This is a genomic window from Rhodococcus jostii NBRC 16295 (genome assembly GCF_001894825.1).
GTDB lineage: Bacteria > Actinomycetota > Actinomycetes > Mycobacteriales > Mycobacteriaceae > Rhodococcus_F > Rhodococcus_F jostii.
This window is the reverse complement of sequence record NZ_BCWY01000003.1, coordinates 217,995-242,340: the sequence shown is the minus strand read 5'-3', so window position 1 is coordinate 242,340 and position 24,346 is coordinate 217,995. Positions and strand designations below refer to the sequence as shown.

Genomic DNA, 24,346 nt, shown 5'->3' with positions numbered 1-24,346 from the left:
GTCGAAGGACTTTCCCGGAATGCGTGACGCGATTGGACTGACCATATACATTGGTACTCAGGCTGCCGACGGTGACGAACGCCCAGGTGACACCTTCTCTATACTGTGCGTTGTGTCACAGGTGCGGCAGCCGCGGCGCAAGGAGTGGTGAGTGGTCATTTCGACGAGTTCGTTCGAGCTTGCCGAGCAGGCAGTCGCAGAGTTGCGGGAGTTGCTCGGGAGCGAGCCGAACCTGATCCGCCTCGCGGACGGCGAGCCCGATCTGACGGTGATCCGCGCCTTCGCGGCACGGAAGCTGCGGGACGGCCTCGACTCACCCGAGCACGCCGTTCGCCTCGCGGAACTCGTGACACGACTCGACACCGCCGGCCGCGACGACATCGATCGCCGATTGCGCGTGCACACCGAGCAGTTCGAGTCTTTGCAGCGAGTGGTCCGCGCGATCGATGCCGGAGCCGACCAGATCGCCCGTATCGTGACGCAGGAATTGTGCACGAGCCTGGGATATGGCAAGGCAATGTTCTCCGTGGTTCGCGGTTCCACCTGGTCTCCCATCGCGCTGGCGGTCAACCCCGAACTGAGCGGAGACTTCCACGAACTCATCACCGCCATCGACGGCCGGGAGATCTCGCTGCGCGAGGCGCCCCGCGAGGCCGAACTGGTCCGGCGCCGCCGGCCGTATGCCGTGGATGCCGCCGACACCTACCGGCACACGTACCGCCCCCTCATCGACCTGTCGCGTCCCGCGGGGTACCTCGCGGTTCCCGTCGTCGTCGACTCGCGTGCGGTGGCGATGATTCACGTGGATCGCCAGAGCGACAGCCTGTCCGACACCGACGTCCACATCGTCGGGGCACTGGCGGGCGTGTGCGCCTCGTCGAAGGAGCGCGCCGACCTGCGACAGCAGATCTCTGCGCGCAACGAGCACGTCGATGCCGAGATCCGACGACTCACTCAGGCACTGCGGCACCTCGAGCAGGCACCCGTGAGGATGCCGGAACTGTCCGCATCCGAACTCCCCCGGGCGGGCGCGTCGAACGACACTGCGCAGGCACCGGTCATTCCGCGCGCGCATGCGCTGACCGCGCGCGAACGAGAAGTGCTGACGCTGATGGCGACGGGGGCGACCAACGCCACCATTTCCCGGCGGCTGTGCATTTCCGACGGCACCGTCAAGTCGCACGTCCAGCGGATCTTCAAGAAACTCGGTGTGTCGACGCGAGCCGAGGTGGCGGCGCTGTGCGCCAATGCCAAGACGGTGTCCGGTGGCTGACGAGCTCGATCTGGCCATCTCGGACACCCTCACCGAAATGCGCACGGCCACTTCGGCGCACTCCGTCGAACTCGGCCGGCGTCTGGTCGATCTCCTCGACCGCAGGAACGCAATTGCCGCGACCCGCACCGCCGAGATCGGGGCGATCGCACGGGGCATCGACCGCGCCGTGCACGCGCTCGACGATGCCGCCTCGAGTGCAGAACTCATGCGGCGGGCCTGCGAGCGCGTCGCCGAACTCTGCTGCGCAGACAAGGTTGTCCTCTCCCGCCTCGACGGCGACCGGATCGTTCCCGTCACCTCGTTCAGCGCCGACCCTGACACGGCCCTCGCCCTTCCCTCGGAGTTCGCGGTCGTGGAGGGTTCGCCCGAAGCACGCGCCCTCGAGACGAACACGGTCACGGTCGATTCCCACGTTCCCGCCGAGCTGCGAGAGGCGCTGGGCGCGAACGGTTTCACCATCGTGCCGGTCGTCGTCGCCGGGACTGCTGCTGCGCTCGTTCACGTCGGGGCATCGTTGGACGGATCACGACGCCATGCTCTGGGAGCATTCGCCGCGGTGCTCGGCGGATGCTTCGAGCGGGTCGGGCTCGAATCCCGTCGCGACCGCCAGGACGTCCTCCTCCGGGAAAGTGCCCAGCGGTGGAGCAGCGACACCGCGTTCGACGCAGTGACCGCACGAGGGTCTGCCGACCTCACGCCGGCCGGCGCCGAGCACGACGACGCCGAGCGGCGCCTGCTCGACCCGCTGACCGAACGCGAGGCGGACGTGGTCCGGCTGATTCTCACCGGAGCGTCGAACTCCACGATCGCCGCCGAACTGGTCATCACGGTCGACACGGTCAAGTCGCATGTGAAACGCATCCTCCGCAAACTCGGCGCCACCAACCGCGCCGAACTGATCGCGAAGTATCAGTCCTCCACCCGGTGATTCGGCCGGAAGACGTCAGGCGTCCGAGGACGGCACGGTCACCGTGATGGTGTCCACGTCCGGCGTCAGCACGAGCTGGCACGCGAGGCGAGAGCACGGCTGCACACCGTCGAGGAACTCGAGGAGGTCCTGTTCCTCCAAGGTCGGCGCCTCAAAGGCCGGTGCGGAGTCCCCGTCCAGGTACACGTGGCACGTGGCGCACGAGCAGCTACCGCCGCATTCGGCGACGATGCCGGGAAGGTTGTTGCGTACCGACCCGTCCATCACGCTCTGACCGGCGGGGACGTCGACGGACGACGTCGAGCCGTCTGGGAGCTGGTATACGACGGTGGGCATGGCTACTCCTTCGGATTGTTCGGTGAACATCTGCGCGGGCCGTCTCCATGAGCTGGTTGCCGTCTCGGGGTCCGGCCGCGTTCTGTACCCAAAATTGTGTCGCGGGTCACTGATCCTGCGCATCACCTCTTCGGCGGATTCCCCCCCTCCCATGGGGTGATTCTTCCCGCACATCCAGGCGGCGACGCGGGGGTGGCCCTGCACACATACCCCGTTAGGTGGACAACTTTCGATCGATGGTGTGATGCGCCTCACTCTCGTGGCTGACAGGCTGAAGTCACTCCAGTCGGCGAAGGCGCCGCGACAGACGGCGCCGGAACTCACTGCACCATGAAGGGGAATTGATGAGCACTACAGAGCAGGTAACGGAACTGATTCCGGACGCCGTCGCCCGCCAGATCGTTCTACCCGAGGGTCACCGGGACAACGACGCGTTGTTCGAGGCCTACCGCTGGCTACGGGAGAACAACCCCCTGGGCCGCGCCGTGGTGGACGGATACGACCCCATCTGGTTGGTGAGCAAGCACGCCGACATCATGGAGATCGAACGACAGCCCGACATCTTCACCAGCGCGGGCGGTGAGGACAAGGGCTCCGTCAACCCGATCCTGGCGAACCAGGCCGGCGACCAGTTCACCAAGAGCATCAACAACGGCAGCCTCCGCATTCTGGAGACCCTCACCTACCTCGACCCGCCGGAGCACACCGCGATCAAGGACATCGCGCTGGACTGGTTCCGGCCGACCAACCTCGCGAAGTGGGAAACAGTCATCCGCGACCTGGCCAAGGCCGCCGTCGGAAGGCTCCGCGAGACAGATGGGCGGATCGACTTCGTCAAGGACTTCGCACTTCACTACCCCTTGCACGTCATCATGAGCTTGTTCGGGGTGCCCGAGGAAGACGAGCCCCGGATGATGGCGCTGACGCAAGAGTTCTTCGGCACCGCCGATCCCGACGCCGTTCGTGAGGACGTCGAACCGCTGACCCCGGACGCAGCTGCGAAGCAGTGGGTGGCCACGATCCAGGACTTCTACGCGTATTTCGAGAGACTGCTCCAGGACCGGCGAGCCAACCCCAGCGACGACCTCGCGACGATCATCTCGGTGGCCCGCGACGAGAGCGGCGAGTACTACCCCAACGAGGTGGCCTACGGATATTTCATCGCGATCGCGACCGCGGGGCACGACACCACGTCGAGCACCCTCGCCGGCGGCATGCTCGAACTCGGCCGCCATCCCGACCTGCTGGCGAAGGCGAAAGCGGACCTGGCGCTGGCTCCGCAGATCGTCAACGAGTCGCTACGCTGGGCGTCGCCGGTCAAGCACTTCATGCGTCAGGCAACCCAGGATTACACGCTCCGCGGTCGTGACATCAAGAAGGGCGACCGCTTCATGCTGCTGTACCAGTCGGGAAACCGCGACGCGGACGTCATCCCGGATCCCGACCGCTTCGACTACACCCGCAGGCCCAACAAGCACATCGCTTTCGGCTACGGCCCGCACATGTGCATCGGCCAGCACCTGGCAAAGCTGGAACTTCGAATCATGTTCGAGGAGTTGCTCCCCCACATCGAGTCGCTCGAGTTGATGGACGAAACCAAGATGATTCAGACGAACTTCGTCGGCGGGATGAAAAACATGCCCGTCAAGATCGAGTTCACCGGTTAGCATGATGATCGCATCACACCCGTCACCCACAGTGGTGATCGTCGGGGCCGGGCATGCCGGCGGCACACTCGCCGGCATGCTGCGGCAGCAGAAGTTCGACGGCCGAATCGTCCTCTGCGGCGAGGAGTCTCATCCGCCGTATCACCGCCCGCCGCTGTCGAAGAAGTACGCCGAGGACGAGTTCGTCCAGTGGCTCAAGCCGGAATCGTTTTACGCCGACAATCAGATCGAAACCCGGCTGGGCGATCCGGTCGTCCGTATCGATCGCGACGCCCGAACCGCGACGACGGCGTCCGGCGCAGTCCTCGAGTACACGACGCTCGTCCTCGCGACGGGCGCCGCGCCGCGAACCCTGACGCTGCCGGGGAGCGATCTCGCCGGTGTACTCAGCCTCCGCACCCTCGCCGACGCCACCCTGCTGCGCGACGCCGTGCACACCGGATCGGCACTCGCCATCATCGGCGGTGGGTACGTCGGGCTCGAGGTCGCCGCGTCGGCCCGCGCTCGCGGATGCGAGGTCACGGTGATCGAACGGGAAGACCGGGTGCTGGCGCGCGTCGCAAGCCCCGAATTGTCCACCGTCCTCACCGAGTTCCATCGACATCGCGGCACGCGTATCCACACCGGGGCCGAGGTCCGCGAGATCACCGGGACGGCAGGCCGAGTCGGCGGTGTGACCCTCGGCGACGGAACCGAAATCCCGTGTGACCTCGTTCTGGTCGGCGTCGGTGCGATCCCGAACGACGCACTCGCACGGGAGTCCGGCATCGACTGCCTCGCGGGAATCGTCGTGGACGGTTCGGCACGCACCAGCGATCCGCACGTCCTCGCGATCGGTGACGTGACGTACCGCCTCCACGACACGCTCGGAAAAATGGTGCGACTCGAAAGCATCCCCAGCGCAGTCGAACAGGCGAAGCAGGCGACGGCCGTCATCATGAAGGCACCCATGCCGCCGCACGAGGTGCCGTGGTTCTGGTCCGATCAGTTCGACCTGAAGATGAAGATGGCGGGCATGGTCGGTCCCGACACCCGGGCGGTCCTGCGCGGCGACGCCTCCGACACCTCGTTCGCCCTGTTCCACCTCGACAGCGACGGGATACCGGTGGCCGTCGAGACCGTGAATGCTGCAAGCGAATTCATGGCCGGTAAGAAGTTCATCGGCAACCGCACCAAGGTCGACCGCACTGCCCTCGCCGATCCCGCGACGCCGCTGCGGGAAACCGTTCTCTGATCATCCGATTTCAACCGGCCCTTTTCGGGCCGGCCCACGACACCTGGAGTATTGATGATGGAAGCACTCGCAGCAGTCGCGCGAGAACCGCACACCGAGTTCACCCTCGAACCGATCACCATCGAGGGCCCCCGGGCCGGTGAAGTACTCGTGGAGATCGAGGCGGTCGGCATCTGCCACACCGACCTCGCCGCCCGCGACGGCGCCCTCCCCACCGCACTGCCCGCCGTCCTCGGCCACGAAGGGTGCGGTGTCGTCCGCGCCGTCGGCGACGGTGTCACCAAGGTCGCCCCCGGCGACCGGGTCGCCATCACCTTCAACAGCTGCGGCACCTGTCCGTCGTGCACCACCGGAGCGCCCTCGTACTGCCACCAGTTCATGCACCTCGCCTACGACGGGGTGCGCGACGACGGCACCGGACCGATCACCACCACCGACGGTGAATCGCTGACCGGTCTGTTCTTCGGACAATCCTCCTTCGCCACGCACAGCCTCGCGTTCGAACGCAACGTCGTGAAGGTCCCCGACGACGTCCCCGCCGAACTCCTCGCACCCCTGGGCTGCGGCATCCAAACCGGCGCCGGCGCAGTCATGCGCACCCTGAACTGCCGACCCGGATCGGCGATCCTCATTGCCGGCGCCGGATCCGTCGGGCTGGCCGCCGTCATGGGCGCCGTCGTCCAGGGCTGCAGCGCCATCATCGCCGTCGAACCGCACCAGTCGAGGCGCGACCTCGCCCTCGAACTCGGTGCCACCCACGTCCTCGACCCCGCCGCCGGCCCCCTCGCCGAGCAGGTTCGGGCCATCATCCCCGCCGGGGTGGACTACGCCATCGACACCTCCGGCGTACCCGCCGTGATCGAATCCCTCGTCGGCGCCATGACGTTCCACGGCAAGATCGGTCTCATCGGCGTGCCTGCCGACCCCGCGGCGTCAGTGCCGCTGAACATCATCAACTCCCTCGCCATGGGCCTGACCATCACCGGAATCATCGAGGGCGACAGCGTCCCCGACGAGTTCATCCCCGAACTGGTCGATCTGTACAAGACCGGCCGGTTCCCACTCGACAAGCTCGTCACCACCTTCCCCTTCGCGAAAATCAACGACGCCATAGACGCCCAGCACCGCGGCGAGGTCCTCAAACCCGTCCTCGTCCACGACTGACCACTCACTCCCGAACTACTCACGAAGGACACCCGATGACGATCGACTACCCAGATCTCTACATCCGCGGCGGATGGGCACGGCCGTCCGGCGACTCGACCATCCCGGTCATCTCCCCGACCACCGAGCAGCGGATCGGCTCGGTACCCGAGGGCATCGAGACCGACGTCGACGACGCGGTCGACGCCGCCCGCGCCGCACTCACCGACTGGGCATCGTGGAGCGCCGCTCAGCGCGCCGAGGTGCTCAGCCGCTTCGCCGACGAACTCGAATCCCGCGCCGAAGACACCGCCATCCGCGTGAGCAGCCAGAACGGCATGCCCATTACCCTTGCCAGGCAGTTCGAAGGTGGCTTCCCGCCCATCCTGCTGCGCTACTACGGCGAGATGGCGGCAAAGCAGGAAGACGAGATCCGGCCCGGCATGCTCGGCGGTTCCACCCTCGTCACCCGCTCCCCGATCGGCGTCGTCGGCGCCATCGTCCCGTGGAACGTGCCGCAGGCCATCACGTTCCTCAAAATCGCCCCCGCCCTCGCCGCCGGGTGCACCGTCGTCCTCAAGCCCTCCCCCGAGACGGTCCTCGACGCGTTCTTGATGGCCGAGGCCGCCATCGCGGCCGGGCTTCCCGCCGGTGTGCTGAACATCGTTCCCGGCGGACGCGACCTCGGCGCCTACCTCGTCGCCCACCCCGGCATCGACAAGGTCTCGTTCACCGGCTCCACCACCGCCGGCCGCGCCATCGGCCGCACTTGCGGCGAACTACTTCGCCCGGTCACCCTCGAACTCGGCGGCAAATCCGCCGCCGTCATCCTCGACGACGCCGACCTGGCAGCGAACCTCGAATCCTTCTACGCCGCAACCCTGCTCAACAACGGACAGATCTGCTGGCTCGGCACCCGCGTCCTCGCACCCCGCTCCCGCTACGCCGAGATCGTCGACACCATCACCGACCTCGCCAAGGGCCTGACCGTCGGCGATCCCCTCTCCGACACCACCCAGATGGGACCGCTGGTCTCGTCCCGGCAACGCGACCGCGTCGAGGGCTACATCGAAAAGGGCAAATCCGACGGCGGCCGCGTCACCACCGGCGGCCGCAGACCCGCCGACACCGACCACGGCTGGTTCGTCGAACCCACCGTGTTCGCCGACGTCGACACCGGACACACCATCGCCCAGGAAGAAATCTTCGGACCCGTCCTCTCCGTCATCCCCTACACCGACGAGGCCGAGGCCATCGCGATCGCCAACCACTCCGACTACGGACTCGGCGGCTCCATCTGGACCGCCGACCCCGACCGCGGCGCCCGGTTCGCCCGGGGCGTCGCCAGCGGAACGGTCGGCATCAACGGCTACTCCAACGACCCCACCGCACCCTTCGGCGGAATCAAGAGCAGCGGCCTCGGCCGCGAACTCGGGCCCGAGGGCCTCGCGAGCTACCAGCAGCTCAAGAGCATCTACCTCGACGTGCGATGACCCGGCGGGTGCGGCCGTGCGCCACCCCGCACGGCCGCACCCGAGCACCCAGACCTGAGAACAGACAAGGAGACGTCGTGACCAACGAAGAACTCGCCATGCTCGGCTTCGCGGTCAAATGGGCACCCTTCGGCGGCGGCGACGAACACATCCTCCCCGAATTCGGGATCTTCCCGGCCGTGTTCTACCGCCGGTTGCAACGCCTCCTCACCCGCCACCCCACAATCAACGACACCGTCCGGCGCCGGCTCGACGAACTCTGCACGGTGAAGCTCACACCCGCGGTGCGGACACGGAAGCCGTACTCCCGAGTCGGCAGCACGCGCTGAACAGGCCCTCGGCAGACCGACGTCAGTCGATACCGGCGATCCGACGCCAGCGCGCATGCGCGGTGGGGGTCCACTCGGCGCGGAGGTCCCGCAGCCGCCGGGCGGCCTCGAGCCCGCGCCAGTCGGGCAGCAGCACCTCGGGTAGCCGGGGGTCCATGTACGGCATGCGCCGCAGGGCGTCCGCGAGCTGGAGGTGCGCGAACAGTAACTCGTCGCCCGCTTCGAACGTGTGGGTGTCGAAGTGGTCGAGGAGTTCGTCGTACTCCTTCTCGGCGGCGTCCAGATCCCATGAGCGGCGGACGAGTTCGTCTTCGGTGATCCCGGGGACGGCGAGCGCCCCGACGAACGAGACCGTGTTGGGAGACAATCCGAGAGAATCGATGGTTCTCGCCGCTTCCGCCGCGCGGTCGACGTGGGGAGTGACCCAGACGCCGGGCGTCGGATTCCCGAAACCGGCCCACCGCAGCGCGGCGTACAGCTTCTTGCGGGTCGAGCGGTGCGATTCCGGGATCGGCACATTCACGACGAGCCAGCGACCGTCCCACTGCGTGGTGTCCACGTCGGTGGAGAACACCCGGAGTTCGCCTTCGGTGAAGAGCCGATGGGCCTTGTCCGTCAACGTCCACAGCGTCTCGCGTCCGTTCCGGTCCGCGGCGATCAGGCCCGCGGAACCCGTGCGAGCGATCGCCTGCCGGGCGGCATGCTCCCCGTACCCGAGCCCCTTGAGGACGTAGAGAAGCGCCGCTGTCCGCACCGGCTGCCCGTACGGTTCGACCAGCTCGCCGAGCACGGTGACGAGGACGGACCGCGCGCTACCGGTCGACGCCGCCTCCTTGTCGGGTGCGGGTACCTGGTTCGAGTCGGACGAGTCAGACATGAGTGCCATCGTCGCGCATCGGGACTGCCCGGTGCCACAACACCCCGCCGTGCCGGTCAGTGATCGTCATCGACAGCCCAGTCCCGGAAGACGGCCTCGGTGTCGGAGCCGGGCGTCCGGGGCGGCGCGTATGTTGCGGCGGCGGTGCTCGCGAAACGCGGCGCTGCGGCCGGCTGACGCTGCCTGAATGCGCTCACGATGGTGTTGCGCGCGGAGATGTGCGGGTGATCCTGCACCTCGGCGAGGGCCAGCACCGGTGTCACACAGGCATCGAGCTGCGCGAACGCCTGCACCCACGAGTCCCGGCTCCGCGTGGCGAATACGTCGGCGAAGGTCTTCCGGAGCATCGGCCATGCCGACTCGTCGTACTGGTCCGGCAGACCCTCGGGGTCGAGTCCGAGCCCCTCCAGCAGCTGGGCGTAGAACACCGGCTCGACCGCGCCCACCGCGATGTACCGACCGTCGGCGCACTCGTACGTGTCGTAGAAGGGCGCTGCGCCGTCGATGACGTTGGTCCCCCGCCGATCGGACCAGAGCCCGTTCTCGGTGAGGGTCCAGAACATCGTCATGAGCGCACTCACCCCGTCGACCATCGCGACGTCGACCACCTCTCCGACCCCGCTCTGCGCCCGTGCGTACAGGGCGCCGAGGATGCCCATGACCGCGAGCATCGAACCGCCACCCAGGTCCGCGACCAGATTGAGCGGTGCGAGCGGCCGTTCACCCTCCCGGCCGATGGCGTTCAGGGCGCCGCTGAGCGCGAGGTAGTTGATGTCGTGGCCGGCGTAGGGGGCGAGCGGGCCGTCCTGACCCCACCCGGTGATCCTGGCGTACACGAGCCGAGGGTTGCGCTGACGGCAGACGTCGGGACCTATGCCCAGTCGCTCCGCCGCGCCCGGTCGATAGCCCTCGATGAGGACATCAGCCCTGTCCACGAGTGTCAGCACCTTCGCGAGGTCGGCGGGAACCTTGAGGTCCGCGTTCACCGAGCGCCGATTCCGCAGTCCCGCATCCTTGTCCACGGGCAGCAGCTGCGCCACACCTCCGGGACGTTCGACTCGCACGACGTCGGCGCCGAGGTCCGCGAGAAGCATCGCGGCGTGGGGTGACGGGCCGATCCCGGCGAGTTCGACCACCCGCAGTCCATCGAGCACACGTTTCATCGGGACCCTCCGAATGCCGGCGCCGCGGGGTTTCCCACAGCGAATGTTTGACAAGTATGGATACTCACTATCAAATAAAGTAACATTTCCAATCAGGTCGCCGCGGCGCAGTTCGTCAGTCGTCACGGTGTATCAGTCCACGAAGTCGAGAGGCTGGATGTGAACGAACTGGATCCGACCGTCATGTCGTCGCTGCGAGCGACCGCCGATGACCCGGTCACCTATGCGCAAACGTGGAAAAAGAAGAACGGGAAGCACGTGATCGGATCTTTTCCGATGAACTTTCCGTCCGAGATCGTGCACGCGGCCGGCGCGTTGCCGGTGATCGTCCAGGAGAGCCGCACCCCGATCACGGAGGGACGCAATCTGCTTGCCGAGTTCTACTGCGGCTACACCCGAAGTGTCGCCGACCAGGCCGCAGTCGGTGAGCTCGACGTCTTCGACGGCTTCGTCGCCGCCGATCACTGCGTGCAACTCCTCGGCGCGGTCGACGTGATCCGCTGGGCACGACCCGAGAAACCCGTGCACTTCGCGCAATTCACCAGCGCGATGGACGATCCGTGGACCAAGCCGCGGGTGGCGGGCCGCATCCACGAACTGAGGAGCGAGATCGAACAGGTCGTCGGTTCGACGATCACGGATGAGTCTCTCGCCGAGAGCATTCGGCTGTTCAACACGAATCGGCGTCTGCTTCGGGAGCTCTACGACCTGCGTCGCACCGGCCGTGCGCGCATCACCGCGAGCGACATGCAGGCACTGGTGAAGTCGAGCATGGTGATGGACATCGAAGAGCACAACGCCGCCCTCGTCCGTGTTCTCGATCGGCTCGATCCGACTGCCGACGCGCCCGACGATCTGGTGCGACTGCACCTCTCCGGTCACTTCTGCCACGCCCCGCGCCCGGAGGTCCTCGATGTGATCGAGGAATCCGGAGTGCTCGTCGTCGACGACGACCTGTACACCGGCTTCCGGTACATCTCGACCGACGTCCCCGAGAACGGCGACCCGCTGGCGGCACTGTCGGAGTGGTACCTGGACCGCAACGACAACGCCCCGTGCCCGACACGGGTCACCGTCGGGGTCGACTGGGACACCTACCTGATCGACTCGCTCGAGGAGAGCCGCTCCAACGGTGTCGTCGTCCTGATGGCGAAGTTCTGCGAGCCCCACATGCTCTACTACCCGGAACTACGCAAGGCGCTCGACGCGCGCGGGATACCTCTGCTGCTCCTCGAGACCGAGCACGAAGGCAACCCCGTCGAGACGCTCCGCACGAAGATCGAGACCTTCGTGGAGCGCATTCGCCGTCTGCCCGCACCCGTTCCGTCCTGAATTCGACGCACCCTCAGAGGAGTTAGCCATGTCGATCGAACAGACCAGCAAGGAAAAGGCCCGCCGGCTGTCGAGCACGCGGGTCGGCGGCAAGATGGTGGCCGACTACTGGGAGAACATCTTCACCGCCAGGGAACGTGGGAAGCACGTCGTCTGGTACAACGGCGCCGCGCTGAACCCGTTGTTCCAGGCCGCGGGCCTGGAGTGGTGTCACGGCGAGGCGTTCGCCGCCCGTCTGGCCGCCCAGCACCTCGAAGGACCCGCGCAGGCAGCCGGCGCCGAGTACGGCTACATCGGTGAGCTGTGTTCCTATGCGCGAACACATCTCGGTTGCGCCGTGCTGACACACCAATCGGCAGCCGAACGAGAGACCGGCGTGGTCGGCATGGTCGACCAGCAGGAACTGGCAAGCAAGCTGCCGGCCCCGGACTTCTTCGTCAACGGCTACGCCGGATGCAGCACCGGCCAGCAGTGGGATGCCATGACGTACCGAGTCTTCGACCGCAAGCTCCCCCTGTTCAACGTCTCGATTCCCATGCTGTGGGGCAACAAACCCGACGCCGGCTACATGCGGGGCGAGGAGTGGAACGAGGTCGGCAAGTACGTCGAGGGTCAGTTGCGCGAGCTGATCGCCTTCCTCGAGTATCAGACCGGACGACCGTTCGACTGGGATGCGCTCAGCGAGAGCATGTCCTACATCAAACGCGCCTCCGAGTTACGTCTCGAGGGAATGGCACTCTGCAGACAGGCACCGACCCCGGCGACGTACTGGGACTGGGTCGCGAGCATCGCACCGATCAACTTCCTGCCCGGCAATCAGGCCCTCGTCGACTACTTCGCCGGTGTGAAGACCGAGCTCGAACAGCGGGTTGCCGACGGGGTCAGTGCATTGCCGGACGAGCGCTACCGCGTGTATTTCGACGGCATCATGAATTGGAACAAGCTCGGCTTCCTCACCCGGAAGTTCGCCGAGTACGACGTTGCCGTCGTCGCCGGCCGCTACACCCACGAGTCCTTCTGGCAGGAGCCTCAGCTCATCGATGTGGACAACCCCCTCCGGGGCATGGCGCAGCACTACCTCCTCTGCCCCCTGAACCACGGGTTGAAGAACCTGCAGGAACTGTTGCTCCGACGCCTGGACGAGTACGCGATCGACGGGATTGCGTTCCACTCCACCCGAACCTGCCGGGCGATGACCAATCCACAGACGATGCTGGCGCGCACGGCCGAGGAGCAGCGCGGAGTCAAGTCGTTCTTCTTCGAGGGCGACGTCGCCGACGCGTCGTTCTACAACGACGAACTGTTCGACAGCCGCCTGGAGGCCATGCTCGAGGCCATCGACGTGCAACGGATGAAGTCCGTGATCTGAATGGGTGAGGTGTCCGGAGAAACGAGAATGACGACTGCCGGCGGTTGGTGCGTCATGGGTGTCGACCTCGGATCGACCACCGCGAAAGCCGCCGTCGTCGACGAGAGCGGCGCCCTGATCGGGTCGAGCGTGATCCAGATGGGAGCGGTGAGCCGTGAGGCGGTCGCGCGCGCGATGGACGGTGCGCTGGCCGCGGCGGGTGTCTCGCAGTCCGATATCCGGCGGACCATCAGCACCGGATACGGGCGCAAGCTGGTCCCCGGCACGGACCGCACGTTCACCGAGATCACCTGCCATGCCCGCGGCGCCGCAGCCCTGCACCCGGGGGTGCGGCTGGTGATCGACATCGGCGGGCAGGACAGCAAGGCCATCATCGTCGACGACGACGGCCTCGTGGAACGGTTCGCCATGAACGACCGGTGCGCCAGCGGGACCGGCCGCTTCTTCGACGTACTCGCGCGGGCGCTCGAAGTCGACGTCAGCGCAGTCGGCGAACTTGCCCTCGCCGGCTCCGAGAACCTCGAGATCAGCAGCATGTGTGCCACGTTCGCGGAAACCGAGGTGATCTCACTACTGGCGCAGGGCCGCGACAAGGCCGACATCGCCGCGTCGGTGCACAAAGCCGTCGCGGCGCGCACACTCGGGTTGGTGGCGCAGGTGGGTAAGGCGACGCCGACGGTGATGACCGGCGGAGTGGCAATGAACCCGGCCGCGCGTCTGCACGTGTCGCGGGCGCTGGGACACCCGGTGGAAGTACTCGACCAACCACAGATCGCGGGCGCGTACGGTGCCGGATTGCTGGCGCGTGACGACTACGCCGGCGGCAGGGCCTCCCCGACGTCGTCCGACGCCGCGACGGACGAACAATTCCGGGCGAGCAAGTCGGCCGGTACGCCCCATTGCCAGGACTGCGACGGCACGCCCGGCCAGTCCCCTCCCGGCACCGGTCAACCGGTGCCGCTCGAACTGCAAAGGAACATCCGATGAGTACAGACACACACGAAGTCTGGGTGCCAGACCTGTCCGAGGCGACCGTCTACATCGTGGGTGGGACGAACGGAGTCGGCCTGCAGGTTGCCCGTCAATTGGTCCGGGCGGGCACCCAGCGCATCGGTCTGGTCGGCCGCAACACCGAACGGGGAGAGAAGGCAGCGACGGAGGTCCGATCACTCGCGTCGGGTGTCTGGGCCTTCTTCGCCGCAGGCGATGTGAACGACCCGGCGGAAGCCGCGAGAGTGACCGAGGAACTGAGCGCCTCGCTCGGCCCCGCCGACATCCTGATCAACAGCATCGCGAGTGTGTACTCGCCCCAGCTCTTCCACAACACACCACCCGAGGCCGTACCGTCCATCCTGCTGCAGCAGGCGCTCGGCCCGATCAACATGTGCCGCGCGGTACTGCCGCACATGCGGACGAAGCGCGGCGGTGTGATCGTGAACATCGCCTCCGACGCGGCGAAGCATCCGACCCCGGGAGAAACCGTCCTCGGCGCGGCGATGGCCGCCATCGTGATGTTCTCCAAAACCCTTGCGATGGAAGCCAAACACGACGGTATCCGCGTCAACGCCGTGACGCCGTCGCTCATCCGGGACACGGGCGCCTACGATCGCGTCATGGCCGAGCCGTTCAGCGCGAAGCTCTTCGAGAAGGCCGCCGGGCTGGCGTCGCTGGGGGTCGCCGAACCGGCCGACGTGGCCGACCTCGTGTTGTTCCTGTGCAGCCCGCAAGCCCGCCGGATCACCGGTCAAGTGGTCAGTCCGAACGGCGGCATCTCGGCGGGATGAGCAATCGGTTACCACCCGCATTTCCGCACACAAGCTCTCCAACTCCCCCGCACACCGCACAGCCCGAAGGCAGGATTGCATCATGCCCCTCGAAAAGTCTCTCTGGCCGGCGACACCGAGCTCAGGAGTCCGCGACATCACCGTCGGCGACCTGCTGCGAGAGGCCGCGACAGCGGAACCCGACCGTCTCGCCCTCGTCGACGGAACTCCCGATCCGGCCGATCGGCGAGAATGGACGTACCGTCGACTCCTCGCCGACGTCGAGGGTGCGGCGAGGGCGTTGCTCGCCCACTTCGCACCCGGAGACAGGATCGCGATCTGGGCACCCAACAGTGCCGAGTGGGTGATCCTCCAGCAGGCGATCGCGATGGCCGGGATGGTGGTGGTCGGCGTGAATCCCGCCTACCGTGCCCACGAACTCGAGTACATCCTGCGCCAGTCCCGCGCTGTCGGGCTCTTCTACCGGGAGAGCTATCGCGGCGCGGACCTCACGGCCGTTCTCGAGGAGGTGCGGCCGTCGCTGCCCGCCCTCCGCAAGGTCGTCCCGACCAGCGAATGGCGAGCGTTCGCCGCGGCCGGTGACCCGGCAACGGAGTTCCCTGCCGTCGCACCCACCGCCCCGGTGCAGATTCAGTACACGTCCGGGACCACCGGGTTTCCCAAAGGTGCTCTGCTGCATCACAAGGGCATCGTCAACGAAGCCACCTTCGTGTTCGAGAGGGCAGGAATGGTGGACCGTGTGGTCTGCGTCAACGCGATGCCGATGTATCACATCGGAGGCGGTGCCGTGACCGAACTCGGGACGTTCGCCGCGCACGGAACCTACGTGGTCCTGCCCGGCTTCGACGCCGCACTGACACTCGAAATGGTCGAAACCTACCGCGGGACGCACTCATTGATGGTTCCGACGATGCTCATCACACTGCTCGAGCATCCGGATCGCAGCACTCGCGACCTGTCGAGTCTGCGCACCGTGCTGTCCGGTGCCGCCGCGGTTCCCCAGACGCTCGTCGAGCGGGTGATAGAGGAACTCGACTGCCAGTTCACAATCCTGTTCGGGCAGAGCGAGATGCACGGAGTCATCAGCCAGACCCGGGTCACCGACGATCCCGCCGATCAGGCGACGACCGTGGGACAGCCCCTGCCGGAGCTGGAAGTGAAGATCATCGACCCCGTCTCCGGTGAGGTTCTCCCGATCGGCGAGCAGGGTGAAATATGCTGTCGCGGTTACCAGACGATGCTCGGCTACTCCGACATGCCGGACGAAACGGCCGCGACGGTCGACGCCGACGGATGGCTGTACATGGGTGATCTCGCAACGATGGACGAACGAGGCTTTCTGCGCATCACCGGACGCCTGAAGGACATGATCATCCGCGGCGGACTCAACATCTACCCACGTGAGATCGAAGAACTGCTGTTCCAGCACCCGGACGTGGCCGAGGTGGCGGTCGTCGGGGTGCCGGATGCCAGATGGGGCGAGCAGATCGGCGCCGTCGTCCGTCCGGCGGACCCCGCCGATCCGCCGGACGCGACCGATTTGAAAGCCTGGTGTCGCGAGCGGATCGCCGCTCACAAGACACCGTCGTTGTGGTACTTCACCGACGCACTGCCCATGACGCCCACCGGGAAGATACAGAAATTCCGCGTGCAGGCGGACATAGCGTCCGGAGTGCTGACCTCCACACATCCCGCGGAAGATCCGGCTTCGGAACAGCTCTCCAGCAGCTGATCGCACCCGACCACTTCCCTTTTCGCGCCCCCGACTTCTGCCCCTGGCACGTGATCGTCATACGTGTTTACGAACGCGTAACCCTCACTGGCGTCTACTGACATTACTCTCAGTTTCATCGCAATACCGCGATGGGCGCTCGCCATGGGCAGATCGGAGGACGTGAGGGTGACCGAACCAGCTGTGATGGGGGACGCGCCAACCGCTACCGCGACGGAGTTGTCCCTCGTCGTCGCCGACACCACGATGCTGTGCGAGGACATCCGCCAGATCGTGCTCGCACCGACCGACGGGGGAACCCTTCCGTCCTTCACACCCGGCAGCCACGTCGCGGTGACGTGGCGGCCGGGTCACCGCAACTCGTATTCACTGACCGGGCCCGCGATCGAGCCCGGCCACTACTCGATCTCGGTGCGACTGGACCGCGCCGGACACGGCGGCTCACAGTGGATACACACCCTGTCCGCGGGTGAGCGCGCGACGGTCTCCCGCCCGCGCAGCGCATTCGCACCGGTCCCCGATGCTCGACACCACCTTCTCGTCGCCGGCGGTATCGGCGTCACACCGGTCCTGTCGCACGTGCGCGCCGCCGTGCAGTGGGGCCGCTCGTTCGAGGTGATCTACTCCTTCCGTGCGGGATTCGGCGCGCACCGGGACGACCTCGCCGAGTTGTGCGGCGACCGGCTGACCACGGTCGAGACACCGGAGGAGTTCTGGGCGCACCTGACCCCGGCCCTCGGTCGCCAACCGATCGGCACCCACCTCTACACGTGCGGTCCCGTGCCGATGATCGACGCCGTCGCCGGCGCCGCGACCGGCCAGGGCTGGCCGATCCAGCGGGTGCATTCGGAGCCGTTCTCCTCCGGCGTCGCCGCAGGCGGGAAACCGTTCACGGTGCGCCTCGGTCGCACCGGCACGACCGTGCCCGTCGACGCGGACGAGAGTCTGCTCGAAGCGTTGCTCGACAACGGCTTCGACGTGCCGAACCTGTGCCGCCAAGGCGTCTGCGGGGAGTGCCGACTGCCCGTGCGCGGCGGCCGGATCGATCACCGCGACCTCTACCTCACCGACGAAGAGAAGGCCGCCGGCGACGCCATGATGCCGTGTGTGTCCCGGGCGGCCGGAGCGGAAGTCGAACTCGAACTGTGAACACCTCGGAAACCAGGACAGGAGACAGGCCGTGACGTTCATCGACGACTCCGAGACCTCCACCGCGGCAGTGGGAATCACTGCGGCAACCATGGACCTCACGGGTAGGCACTACCAGCTGATCGCGATCGGCCACGACCCGAGGACGACGGCCAGGCTCGACCATTGGAGACGCGCACTCGAATCCGCCGGACGCAGCGCGACGGTACACACGCTCACCGACAGTTCCGACGTCGAAAACATCATGGAAGCCGGCACGGTCGGCGACCGCTTCCTCGTCGCCGGTCCCGAACTCGAGGTGATGGAGGCGGTTGCCCTCGCCCGCGCCGCCGGCATTCTGCCCTGCGAACTGCTGGTCCACGTCGTTCACACCGATCTCATCAGCGTCTTCTGCGCGCACTGCGAGACCTCCACCCGATCGGTCGTCGAGCCCGGCGCCACGATCGAATGCTCCGGCTGCGCCCGCCGTGTGGTGGTTCGTCCGCACACGTCCTCCCACCGCGCCACGTACCTCGCCTCGGTGGGGTAGAGCCGACCACTGCTCACCGCGCCTGCGTGACCGTCACCCACACTCTTTGGAGCACACCATGATCGAGCTACTCGAAAGCGACCTGGCCTGTCTGCCGTGGCCGTTCTCGGAAGACGACAAGACCTTCCGCTACGCCGTCAACGTCGAGCCCGCCCCCCGCTACACGCCCACGCCCGCCGGCGGATGGGGTGAGCACATCGTCGATCTCGGCCTCGAATACGTGTCGATGATGCAACTCAAACGCGAGATCCTGCAGCGGGACCCCGGCCGAGTGCAGATCCTTCCCCACATGATGCCGGCCTGCTGGGACGTGATGCTCTACCTCATGCGGCAGCTGTCCGACTCCTACCCGCAGACCATGCAGCTCACCGGCAGCGGCGACAGCTACCACTGGCGCAACACTCTCCTCGGCATCGACCAGCACTTCGTGCTCGGCGATCTCGCGACGCTGCCCGAGGACCCGTTGACGTTCATCGGTTGCCAGGTACCCGACGACATCCTGCTGCTCACCGAGCGACAGGAACAGCTGTGGTTCGACGCAGCGCTCGTCACGTTCGCCGCCGACTGGTCGGTCAAGTTCGACGTCGGCATGAACTTCAACGAGATCCACCGCCCGGTTCCCGGACTCACCAGCGGTGGAGTCACCGGCCGCGCTCAGCAGTTCATGCGTCGGCTGACCACCGACCACGTCTTCCGACGCGTCAACTGGACGTTCTCCGCTGTCGGCTCCCCACAACGCGACACGAGCCTCGAAACGCGGCCCCACTGGGAACACGACCTTCCCCGGCTCCTCGCGGACGAGGACTACGGCCGCGTGCAGCTGCGGATCGAGTTGGAACACCTCATCCGCCTCCCGCTCACCGGTGCGCTGGTGTTCAACATCCACACCTACCTGGCGCCCCTGTCCGACATCGCCACGATTCCGGTGTGGGCCGAGCAACTGGCAGACATCGTCACCGAACTTCCCGACGAGATCGCTGCGTACAAGGGCATCGACGGGTACCGACACGATGTGGCGCGGTGGCTGCGCACTCACTCTCGCCAACCGATACCCCGGTAACAGGTACCCCGCGCACTCCCCACATCACAGACCACCCGGTCTGTGTTCTATAGTTCGGCGGTCCGCGGCATCGGGCCGACCGGTTCTGTGGGGAGTGGGGTTGTGGCGCGAAATTCCCGACCGATTCCCGATGCGCTTCCCCCGATGTCGTTCGAGCGGACGGTGCCGCGCAGGTATGTGCATCGCCAGTCCGTCTCCGAGGTCTTCCTCACCGACTGCGTCCCGCTGCCGGGCCCGGATCGGTTCGTCGTCGCCGCGCAGTGGCCCCGCCTACACGGCTTCTACCGGGCCCGGGGCGGGTGCTACGACACCCTGCTGTTGGCGGAGACGCTCCGGCAGACCGCGATCTACCTGGGACATACGCGCTACCGTGTCCCGCTGCCCAACCGGTTCGTCATGCAGCACCTGCAGGTTTCCGCGGTGCCGGACGCGCTCGAGGTGGGGGATGCGGCTGCCGACGTGATCGTCGAGGTCGCCGTGTCCGGGCACGCGTACCGCGGCGGGGCGCTGTCCTCGTTCCGGGTGGACCTGCGGTTCCGGATCGGCGGGCGGGAGGTCGGCACCGCGACCGGTGACGCGGCCGTGTTCCCGCCGGCCGCGTACTCACGCGCCCGGTGGGGTGAGCGCGGACCGCGACCAGTCGGGGCGCCCTGGTTCCCCGACCCCGTCCGGCCCGGGCTGGTCGGTCATCTCGACGACGCGCACGTGGTCCTGGGCCCGCAGGTGGCGGGCAACGAGTGGGAGTTGCGGGTCGACACCGCGCACCCCGTCCTGTTCGACCATCCGTGCGATCACGTTCCGGGGATGCTGATCCTCGAGGCGCTGCGGCAAGGTGCCCGCGCCCGGCTCGGCCTGCCCGATGCGCGCCTCGAGTCGCTCGACGCCACCTTCCACCGGTTCGCCGAACTCGACGAGCGGACGACGATCCGACTGGACGTGGTCGACGACGACGCGTCGTCGGTCCGGGGATCGATACTGCAGAGCGGCGTGGCGGTCGTCCGGGGAACCGCGGCACTGGCCGCCACCGTCCCTACCGTGGTGAACGCGTGCCCGCGGGTCTAATCGGCGTCGACGGGTGTCCAGCGCGCCCGGCGGATCCGAGCGATGTCCTGGTGCCGGGCCGTCGGCATGACTCCTGGGAGCAGGAACCCCCACATGTCGTCGACGCGCTGCTCGAGGTCCGTGCGCTGCGTCAGCACCTGGGAGACGGTCTGCACACCGGTGAAGGCGCCGATGACGAACCGCGCGAACCTCGGCGGGTCGATGTCCGCGAGGAGGTCGCCCTCCTCGACGGCCCGCCTCGCGAGCATCTCGCAGCTGTTGATCCAGTCGAGATAGGGGTCGGCGGGTCCCTGGTCGTCGGCACTGAGCTCGAGCGTGATCCGGATACCGGCTCGCACCACGGGATCGTGAATGATCTGCCGGGCCATTTCGTGGCAGAGCATCACGATCTGCTCGATCGCCGACACCTGCTCACGGCCGATCGCCTCGACCGACGCGATGGAGATCCGATGTTGCTCGGCGATGATGAAGCGAGCCAGGTCCTCTTTCGAACGGAAATGGAAGTACAAGGCCCCCTTCGTGATTCCGGCGTTCTCGACGATGTTGCCGAGCCGGGCTCCTTCGAACCCCGACTTCTCGAACATCTCCGCCGCCCCGCGGACGATCTGCTGTCGGGTCGCCGCAGCACGCGCCTGCTGAACCACGTTCACACCTTTCCCTGCCGCACGAGAGAAGAACGATGACGATGAAAGCACGGAACACGCGCCCAGTGCCCGGAGAGACGGTACCAGCGTCGACCGCAACGGAGAACGGCCGAACACCGTCCACGCCCCTACGTGTCGCGGTCGTGGGCGCTACAGGTTTCATCGGATCCGCCGTTCTGACGGCGTTGGCGTCGGCCGGGATCCGCTGCATCGGCGTGGCCCGCGGCCCACTGCGCTCGGACCTTCCGGGCATGACGTCCGCGCGGGCGGATCTGACCGATCCGGTGAGCCTCGCAGCTGCGCTCGCCGGCGCCGACGTCGTGATCCATGCCGCCTCCTACACAGGTGACGACGCGGCGCAGTGTGTCGCCGTCAACGTCGACGGCACCGAGAACCTCCTCGACGCCGCGGCCCGAAACGGGGTCGGCCGGGTGATCTATGTCAGCACCATCGGCGTCTACGGGTTCGGGCCGCACAGCGGAATCAGGGAGCACGAGGCCGTACCCGCACCCGTCTCGGCGTTGAGCGCGAGCAGGCTGACAGCCGAACAGCGGGCCCTCGCCCGGGGCGGCTGCGTCGTCCGGCCCGGGTTGGTCCACGGCCCCGGCGACCGCTGGTTCGTTCCCGGACTGATCCGGATCCTCAGGACGCTGGGAGCCTGGATCGACGAGGGACGATCCCGGGTCTCGATCATCGAGGTGAACGACCTCGCCCGGCTCCTCGCCGACCTCGCCGTGCGGACCCCCGCGCAGCCGGGCGCCGTGTTCCACGCCTGCCACCCCGACCCGGTGACCGTCCGTCAACTCGGGCACGCACTCGCGGACTCGGGCCGGCTTCGGTTGCCGGCCACCAGCCTCACCTTCGACCAAGCTCTGGCTGCCGGAACGCGGCACGGCCTGACCGAACGCCACCTCGACCTGATCGGCCGCGACCACTGGTACGACCCGAGCCGCATCAGGGCCGCCACGGGTACGACCGTCGACCACGGTCCCATGGACCATTTCCCGTCCCGACCGTAGCCACTACTGCCCGGCGCGGGAGACCACCAGTTCGGTCGAGCTCACGACGAGATCGGGTTGTGAGAACTGAATGTAGTGGTCACTACCGGTCGCGAAGGTGTGCGGCGTCGCCGGTGCCAACGCGACGAGGTCGTCCTGCGCCTTCTCGTACACCCGGTTCACGTCCTCGGCGGGGAGACCAGGCAACGACTGGAGGCCCGCGAACGATTCGGTCTTCGTCAGCACCGCCAGCGGCATCGCAGGTAGCGGGGGCGCGGCCAGCACCTGCGCGACACTGGCGTCCAGGTCGACGCGCTCGGACTCGGGGCTCTGCATGGACGGTATGGGCAGCTGATCGATCGGGGGATTCAACAGTTCGTCGCGGTAGCCGGCCCACTGGGGACCGAACAACGCGGGAACGGTGGGGCTGAACGCGTCGACGAACACGACCCCGCGCACCTGATCGGGATGGGTCTGCGCGTAGAGGCGAACGACCAGTCCGCCCAGGGAATGCCCGACCAGGATGTACGGCCCGGGCACCTCCCCCGCGCTCAGAACCGCCGACAATTCCGCGACGAGGTCCTCGGCCGTGCGCGGCTGCGGGACCGGCGAACTGCGGTCGGTCAGCGGAGTGCCCTCGATGTAACGCACGGTGCCCGGCCGGTCGTACGCGCACACCCGCTGCGAGGCGGCGACGCCTTCGAACACCGGCGGCCCCGTCGCCGGACCGATCAGGGTCAGCAGGTCGGGTTGCGTCCACACATCGGAGGAATCGTGATACCCCGAGACCAGGACCACGGTCGGGTCGCCGTCGCGACTCTCGCCGCTGCACGTCAGATACACACTGCGGCCCCCGCCGATATCTACCGGGCCGGCAACGTCTTGCGTGGCAGCATCATCGGAGTCCGACGAACAGGACGAGACGACCACCAACACTGCGACGAGCACCCCCACCCACGGCCGCCGAGATCTCCGCACGACCGATCACCTCATCCTGAGCCGGGACTCCTCACGCTCCTCCTGCGCCCAGCCGGGGTCAAGGCTCGCCGCGGCGCTCGAGTTCGACTCCGTGACCCGCGGCGCGGTCGTGCAGTCCGGCAGCGGAACGCTCCGTCTTCGTCCGCCGCCCGCGAACGAGGTGTATACCCAGATTGAGGATGATGTCCCCCACCTGACGGAGTGTCGAGATGGCCGTTCTCGCCGAGATCATCGTGGACACCGAAGGCGACAGCCGAGTAGTCGTGCTGTATCCGGTGATGTGGCTGTTCATCGCGGTCCTGGTCACGTTCGTCGTCACCCGGACCATCACCCGCCGAATCCGCGCGAAAACGGGAGAGGCGGACGACGCGGTCGAGCCGGAGGGCGGTCTGATCGGCGACATCACCGTCGGCGGTGTGCACGTCCATCACCAGGTTCTCGGGATCCTCCTCATGACCCTCGCCGGGGTAGCACTCATCGCCACCACCCCGGAGGGCACGGCGCTCAACATCTTCGCGGCGGCGTTCGGGGTCGGCCTCGCGCTCACCTTCGACGAGTTCGCGCTGTGGGTCCACCTCGACGACGTGTACTGGAGCACTGCCGGCAGAAAGTCGGTGGACGCGATCTTCTGCGCGCTGATGATCACGGGTCTGATGATCGGAGGCGCCGAACTCGTGACCGGACGGATCGGCACCACCGAATGGTGGGTGTCGATCGGCTACCTGTTCGTCACGCTCGGCATCTCGGTGATCTGCCTGCTCAAGGGCAAGTTCGTCACGGGGATCGTGGGGGTCGTGTTCCAGCCGGTCGCGATCGTCGGCGCGATCCGCCTGGCCAAACCCGATTCCTGGTGGGCGGTGCGCCGCTACGCAACAAGGCCGCGGCGGATGGAACGCTCCGAGGCACGTTTCGACGAGCGTTACCACGCGCGCTGGAACCGGGCACGCGACTTCGTCGCCGGGCCACCGGACCCCCATCACGCCGGGACTCAGCGTTAGAACTGGGTTAGTCTTCGTCGGCCGTCCGCGAGCGGCCCATCATCTCCAGCCCCGCCATCGCCTTCTCCGCACCCGCCTCGTCCACCTTTTCCATGGCGAAACCCATGTGGATGACGATCCAGTCGCCCGGCTCCAGGCGGACGTCCTCGGGCAGCATGCCGACGTTCACCTTGCGCTGTTCGCCGACGACGTCGACGAGCGCGAGTTGGTTTCCGTAGCCCTCGAGCATGCGCACCACCTGACCGGGAATACCGAGACACACGAT

Annotated in this window: 24 protein-coding genes; 18 read left to right on the top strand and 6 right to left on the bottom strand. The window is 67.0% G+C overall.

Annotated elements, in window-relative coordinates; all coding sequences use genetic code 11:
• Positions 1-151: 151 nt before the first annotated feature.
• Together RJ1_RS03875 and RJ1_RS03870 are read left to right on the top strand one after the other, a co-directional pair.
• Positions 152-1,273 (top strand): LuxR C-terminal-related transcriptional regulator, encoded by a 1,122-nt coding sequence (locus RJ1_RS03875; protein ID WP_073358607.1) that lies wholly within the window; start codon positions 152-154, stop codon positions 1,271-1,273.
• Complete coding sequence (locus RJ1_RS03870; RefSeq protein ID WP_073358604.1) at positions 1,266-2,204, top strand: helix-turn-helix transcriptional regulator; 939 nt, start codon at positions 1,266-1,268, stop codon at positions 2,202-2,204. The genes RJ1_RS03875 and RJ1_RS03870 overlap by 8 nt, the downstream gene beginning before the upstream one ends.
• Before the next feature lie 15 nt (positions 2,205-2,219).
• Here RJ1_RS03870 and RJ1_RS03865 read toward each other — a convergent pair whose 3' ends face one another.
• Positions 2,220-2,540 (bottom strand): 2Fe-2S iron-sulfur cluster-binding protein, encoded by a 321-nt coding sequence (locus tag RJ1_RS03865; RefSeq protein WP_073358688.1) that lies wholly within the window; start codon positions 2,538-2,540, stop codon positions 2,220-2,222.
• A 344-nt stretch (positions 2,541-2,884) separates the two neighbouring features.
• Here RJ1_RS03865 and RJ1_RS03860 point away from each other — a divergent pair, with 344 nt between their 5' ends.
• From RJ1_RS03860 to RJ1_RS03840, 5 genes are all read left to right on the top strand, one after another.
• A complete protein-coding gene (locus tag RJ1_RS03860; protein WP_073358602.1) occupies positions 2,885-4,207 on the top strand; it encodes a cytochrome P450 in 1,323 nt (440 codons plus the stop codon).
• A gap of 4 nt (positions 4,208-4,211) precedes the next feature.
• Positions 4,212-5,441: an NAD(P)/FAD-dependent oxidoreductase gene (locus RJ1_RS03855; RefSeq protein ID WP_073358687.1), complete on the top strand. Its 1,230-nt coding sequence runs from the start codon at positions 4,212-4,214 to the stop codon at positions 5,439-5,441.
• Between the two features lie 57 nt (positions 5,442-5,498).
• The gene (locus RJ1_RS03850; RefSeq protein WP_073358686.1) at positions 5,499-6,605 is read left to right on the top strand and encodes an NAD(P)-dependent alcohol dehydrogenase; all 1,107 of its coding nucleotides are present in this window, start codon (positions 5,499-5,501) and stop codon (positions 6,603-6,605) included.
• 35 nt (positions 6,606-6,640) lie between these two features.
• Positions 6,641-8,077: an aldehyde dehydrogenase gene (locus RJ1_RS03845; RefSeq protein WP_073358600.1), complete on the top strand. Its 1,437-nt coding sequence runs from the start codon at positions 6,641-6,643 to the stop codon at positions 8,075-8,077.
• Positions 8,078-8,154: 77 nt separating this feature from the next.
• Positions 8,155-8,406: a hypothetical protein gene (locus RJ1_RS03840; protein ID WP_073358597.1), complete on the top strand. Its 252-nt coding sequence runs from the start codon at positions 8,155-8,157 to the stop codon at positions 8,404-8,406.
• A gap of 22 nt (positions 8,407-8,428) precedes the next feature.
• Here RJ1_RS03840 and RJ1_RS03835 read toward each other — a convergent pair whose 3' ends face one another.
• Positions 8,429-9,292 (bottom strand): PaaX family transcriptional regulator, encoded by an 864-nt coding sequence (locus tag RJ1_RS03835; RefSeq protein ID WP_073358594.1) that lies wholly within the window; start codon positions 9,290-9,292, stop codon positions 8,429-8,431.
• A 47-nt stretch (positions 9,293-9,339) separates the two neighbouring features.
• A complete protein-coding gene (locus RJ1_RS03830; protein WP_073358592.1) occupies positions 9,340-10,446 on the bottom strand; it encodes a CaiB/BaiF CoA transferase family protein in 1,107 nt (368 codons plus the stop codon).
• Between the two features lie 159 nt (positions 10,447-10,605).
• Here RJ1_RS03830 and RJ1_RS03825 point away from each other — a divergent pair, with 159 nt between their 5' ends.
• From RJ1_RS03825 to RJ1_RS03785, 9 genes are all read left to right on the top strand, one after another.
• Positions 10,606-11,778 carry a 2-hydroxyacyl-CoA dehydratase subunit D gene (locus RJ1_RS03825; RefSeq protein WP_073358589.1) on the top strand — a complete coding sequence of 391 codons (1,173 nt, stop codon included), beginning with the start codon at positions 10,606-10,608 and terminating at the stop codon, positions 11,776-11,778.
• Between the two features lie 28 nt (positions 11,779-11,806).
• Entirely contained in the window at positions 11,807-13,147 is a 1,341-nt protein-coding gene (locus RJ1_RS03820; protein WP_073358587.1) for a 2-hydroxyacyl-CoA dehydratase subunit D, read from the top strand.
• A 27-nt stretch (positions 13,148-13,174) separates the two neighbouring features.
• Entirely contained in the window at positions 13,175-14,134 is a 960-nt protein-coding gene (locus RJ1_RS03815; protein WP_073358685.1) for an acyl-CoA dehydratase activase, read from the top strand.
• A complete protein-coding gene (locus RJ1_RS03810; RefSeq protein WP_073358584.1) occupies positions 14,131-14,931 on the top strand; it encodes an SDR family NAD(P)-dependent oxidoreductase in 801 nt (266 codons plus the stop codon). The genes RJ1_RS03815 and RJ1_RS03810 overlap by 4 nt, the downstream gene beginning before the upstream one ends.
• A gap of 82 nt (positions 14,932-15,013) precedes the next feature.
• Positions 15,014-16,663: an AMP-binding protein gene (locus RJ1_RS03805; RefSeq protein WP_073358582.1), complete on the top strand. Its 1,650-nt coding sequence runs from the start codon at positions 15,014-15,016 to the stop codon at positions 16,661-16,663.
• A gap of 186 nt (positions 16,664-16,849) precedes the next feature.
• On the top strand, positions 16,850-17,812 hold the full coding sequence (locus tag RJ1_RS03800) for a PDR/VanB family oxidoreductase (RefSeq protein WP_073358579.1): 963 nt from the start codon (positions 16,850-16,852) through the stop codon (positions 17,810-17,812).
• A gap of 31 nt (positions 17,813-17,843) precedes the next feature.
• Positions 17,844-18,341, top strand: a complete 498-nt coding sequence (locus RJ1_RS03795; RefSeq protein ID WP_073358576.1) for a dimethylamine monooxygenase subunit DmmA family protein — start codon at positions 17,844-17,846, stop codon at positions 18,339-18,341.
• Positions 18,342-18,399: 58 nt separating this feature from the next.
• Positions 18,400-19,401 (top strand): heme-dependent oxidative N-demethylase family protein, encoded by a 1,002-nt coding sequence (locus RJ1_RS03790; protein ID WP_073358573.1) that lies wholly within the window; start codon positions 18,400-18,402, stop codon positions 19,399-19,401.
• Between the two features lie 102 nt (positions 19,402-19,503).
• Positions 19,504-20,463 carry a ScbA/BarX family gamma-butyrolactone biosynthesis protein gene (locus RJ1_RS03785; protein ID WP_073358570.1) on the top strand — a complete coding sequence of 320 codons (960 nt, stop codon included), beginning with the start codon at positions 19,504-19,506 and terminating at the stop codon, positions 20,461-20,463.
• Here the strand turns inward: RJ1_RS03785 and RJ1_RS03780 are convergent.
• The gene (locus RJ1_RS03780) at positions 20,460-21,107 is read right to left on the bottom strand and encodes a ScbR family autoregulator-binding transcription factor (protein ID WP_073358684.1); all 648 of its coding nucleotides are present in this window, start codon (positions 21,105-21,107) and stop codon (positions 20,460-20,462) included. The two genes, RJ1_RS03785 and RJ1_RS03780, sit on opposite strands and share 4 nt — an antisense overlap.
• Positions 21,108-21,142: 35 nt before the next feature.
• On the opposite strand from RJ1_RS03780, the gene RJ1_RS03775 reads away from it, so the two are divergent.
• Positions 21,143-22,126, top strand: a complete 984-nt coding sequence (locus RJ1_RS03775) for an NAD-dependent epimerase/dehydratase family protein (RefSeq protein ID WP_073358568.1) — start codon at positions 21,143-21,145, stop codon at positions 22,124-22,126.
• Between the two features lie 3 nt (positions 22,127-22,129).
• On the opposite strand, the gene RJ1_RS03770 is transcribed toward RJ1_RS03775, so the two are convergent.
• Positions 22,130-23,083 (bottom strand): alpha/beta fold hydrolase, encoded by a 954-nt coding sequence (locus RJ1_RS03770; protein WP_073358566.1) that lies wholly within the window; start codon positions 23,081-23,083, stop codon positions 22,130-22,132.
• 209 nt (positions 23,084-23,292) lie between these two features.
• On the opposite strand from RJ1_RS03770, the gene RJ1_RS03765 reads away from it, so the two are divergent.
• Positions 23,293-24,081 carry a hypothetical protein gene (locus RJ1_RS03765; protein WP_073358564.1) on the top strand — a complete coding sequence of 263 codons (789 nt, stop codon included), beginning with the start codon at positions 23,293-23,295 and terminating at the stop codon, positions 24,079-24,081.
• 7 nt (positions 24,082-24,088) lie between these two features.
• Here RJ1_RS03765 and RJ1_RS03760 read toward each other — a convergent pair whose 3' ends face one another.
• Positions 24,089-24,343 (bottom strand): HypC/HybG/HupF family hydrogenase formation chaperone, encoded by a 255-nt coding sequence (locus tag RJ1_RS03760; RefSeq protein ID WP_073358561.1) that lies wholly within the window; start codon positions 24,341-24,343, stop codon positions 24,089-24,091.
• Between the last annotated feature and the right edge of the window lie 3 nt (positions 24,344-24,346).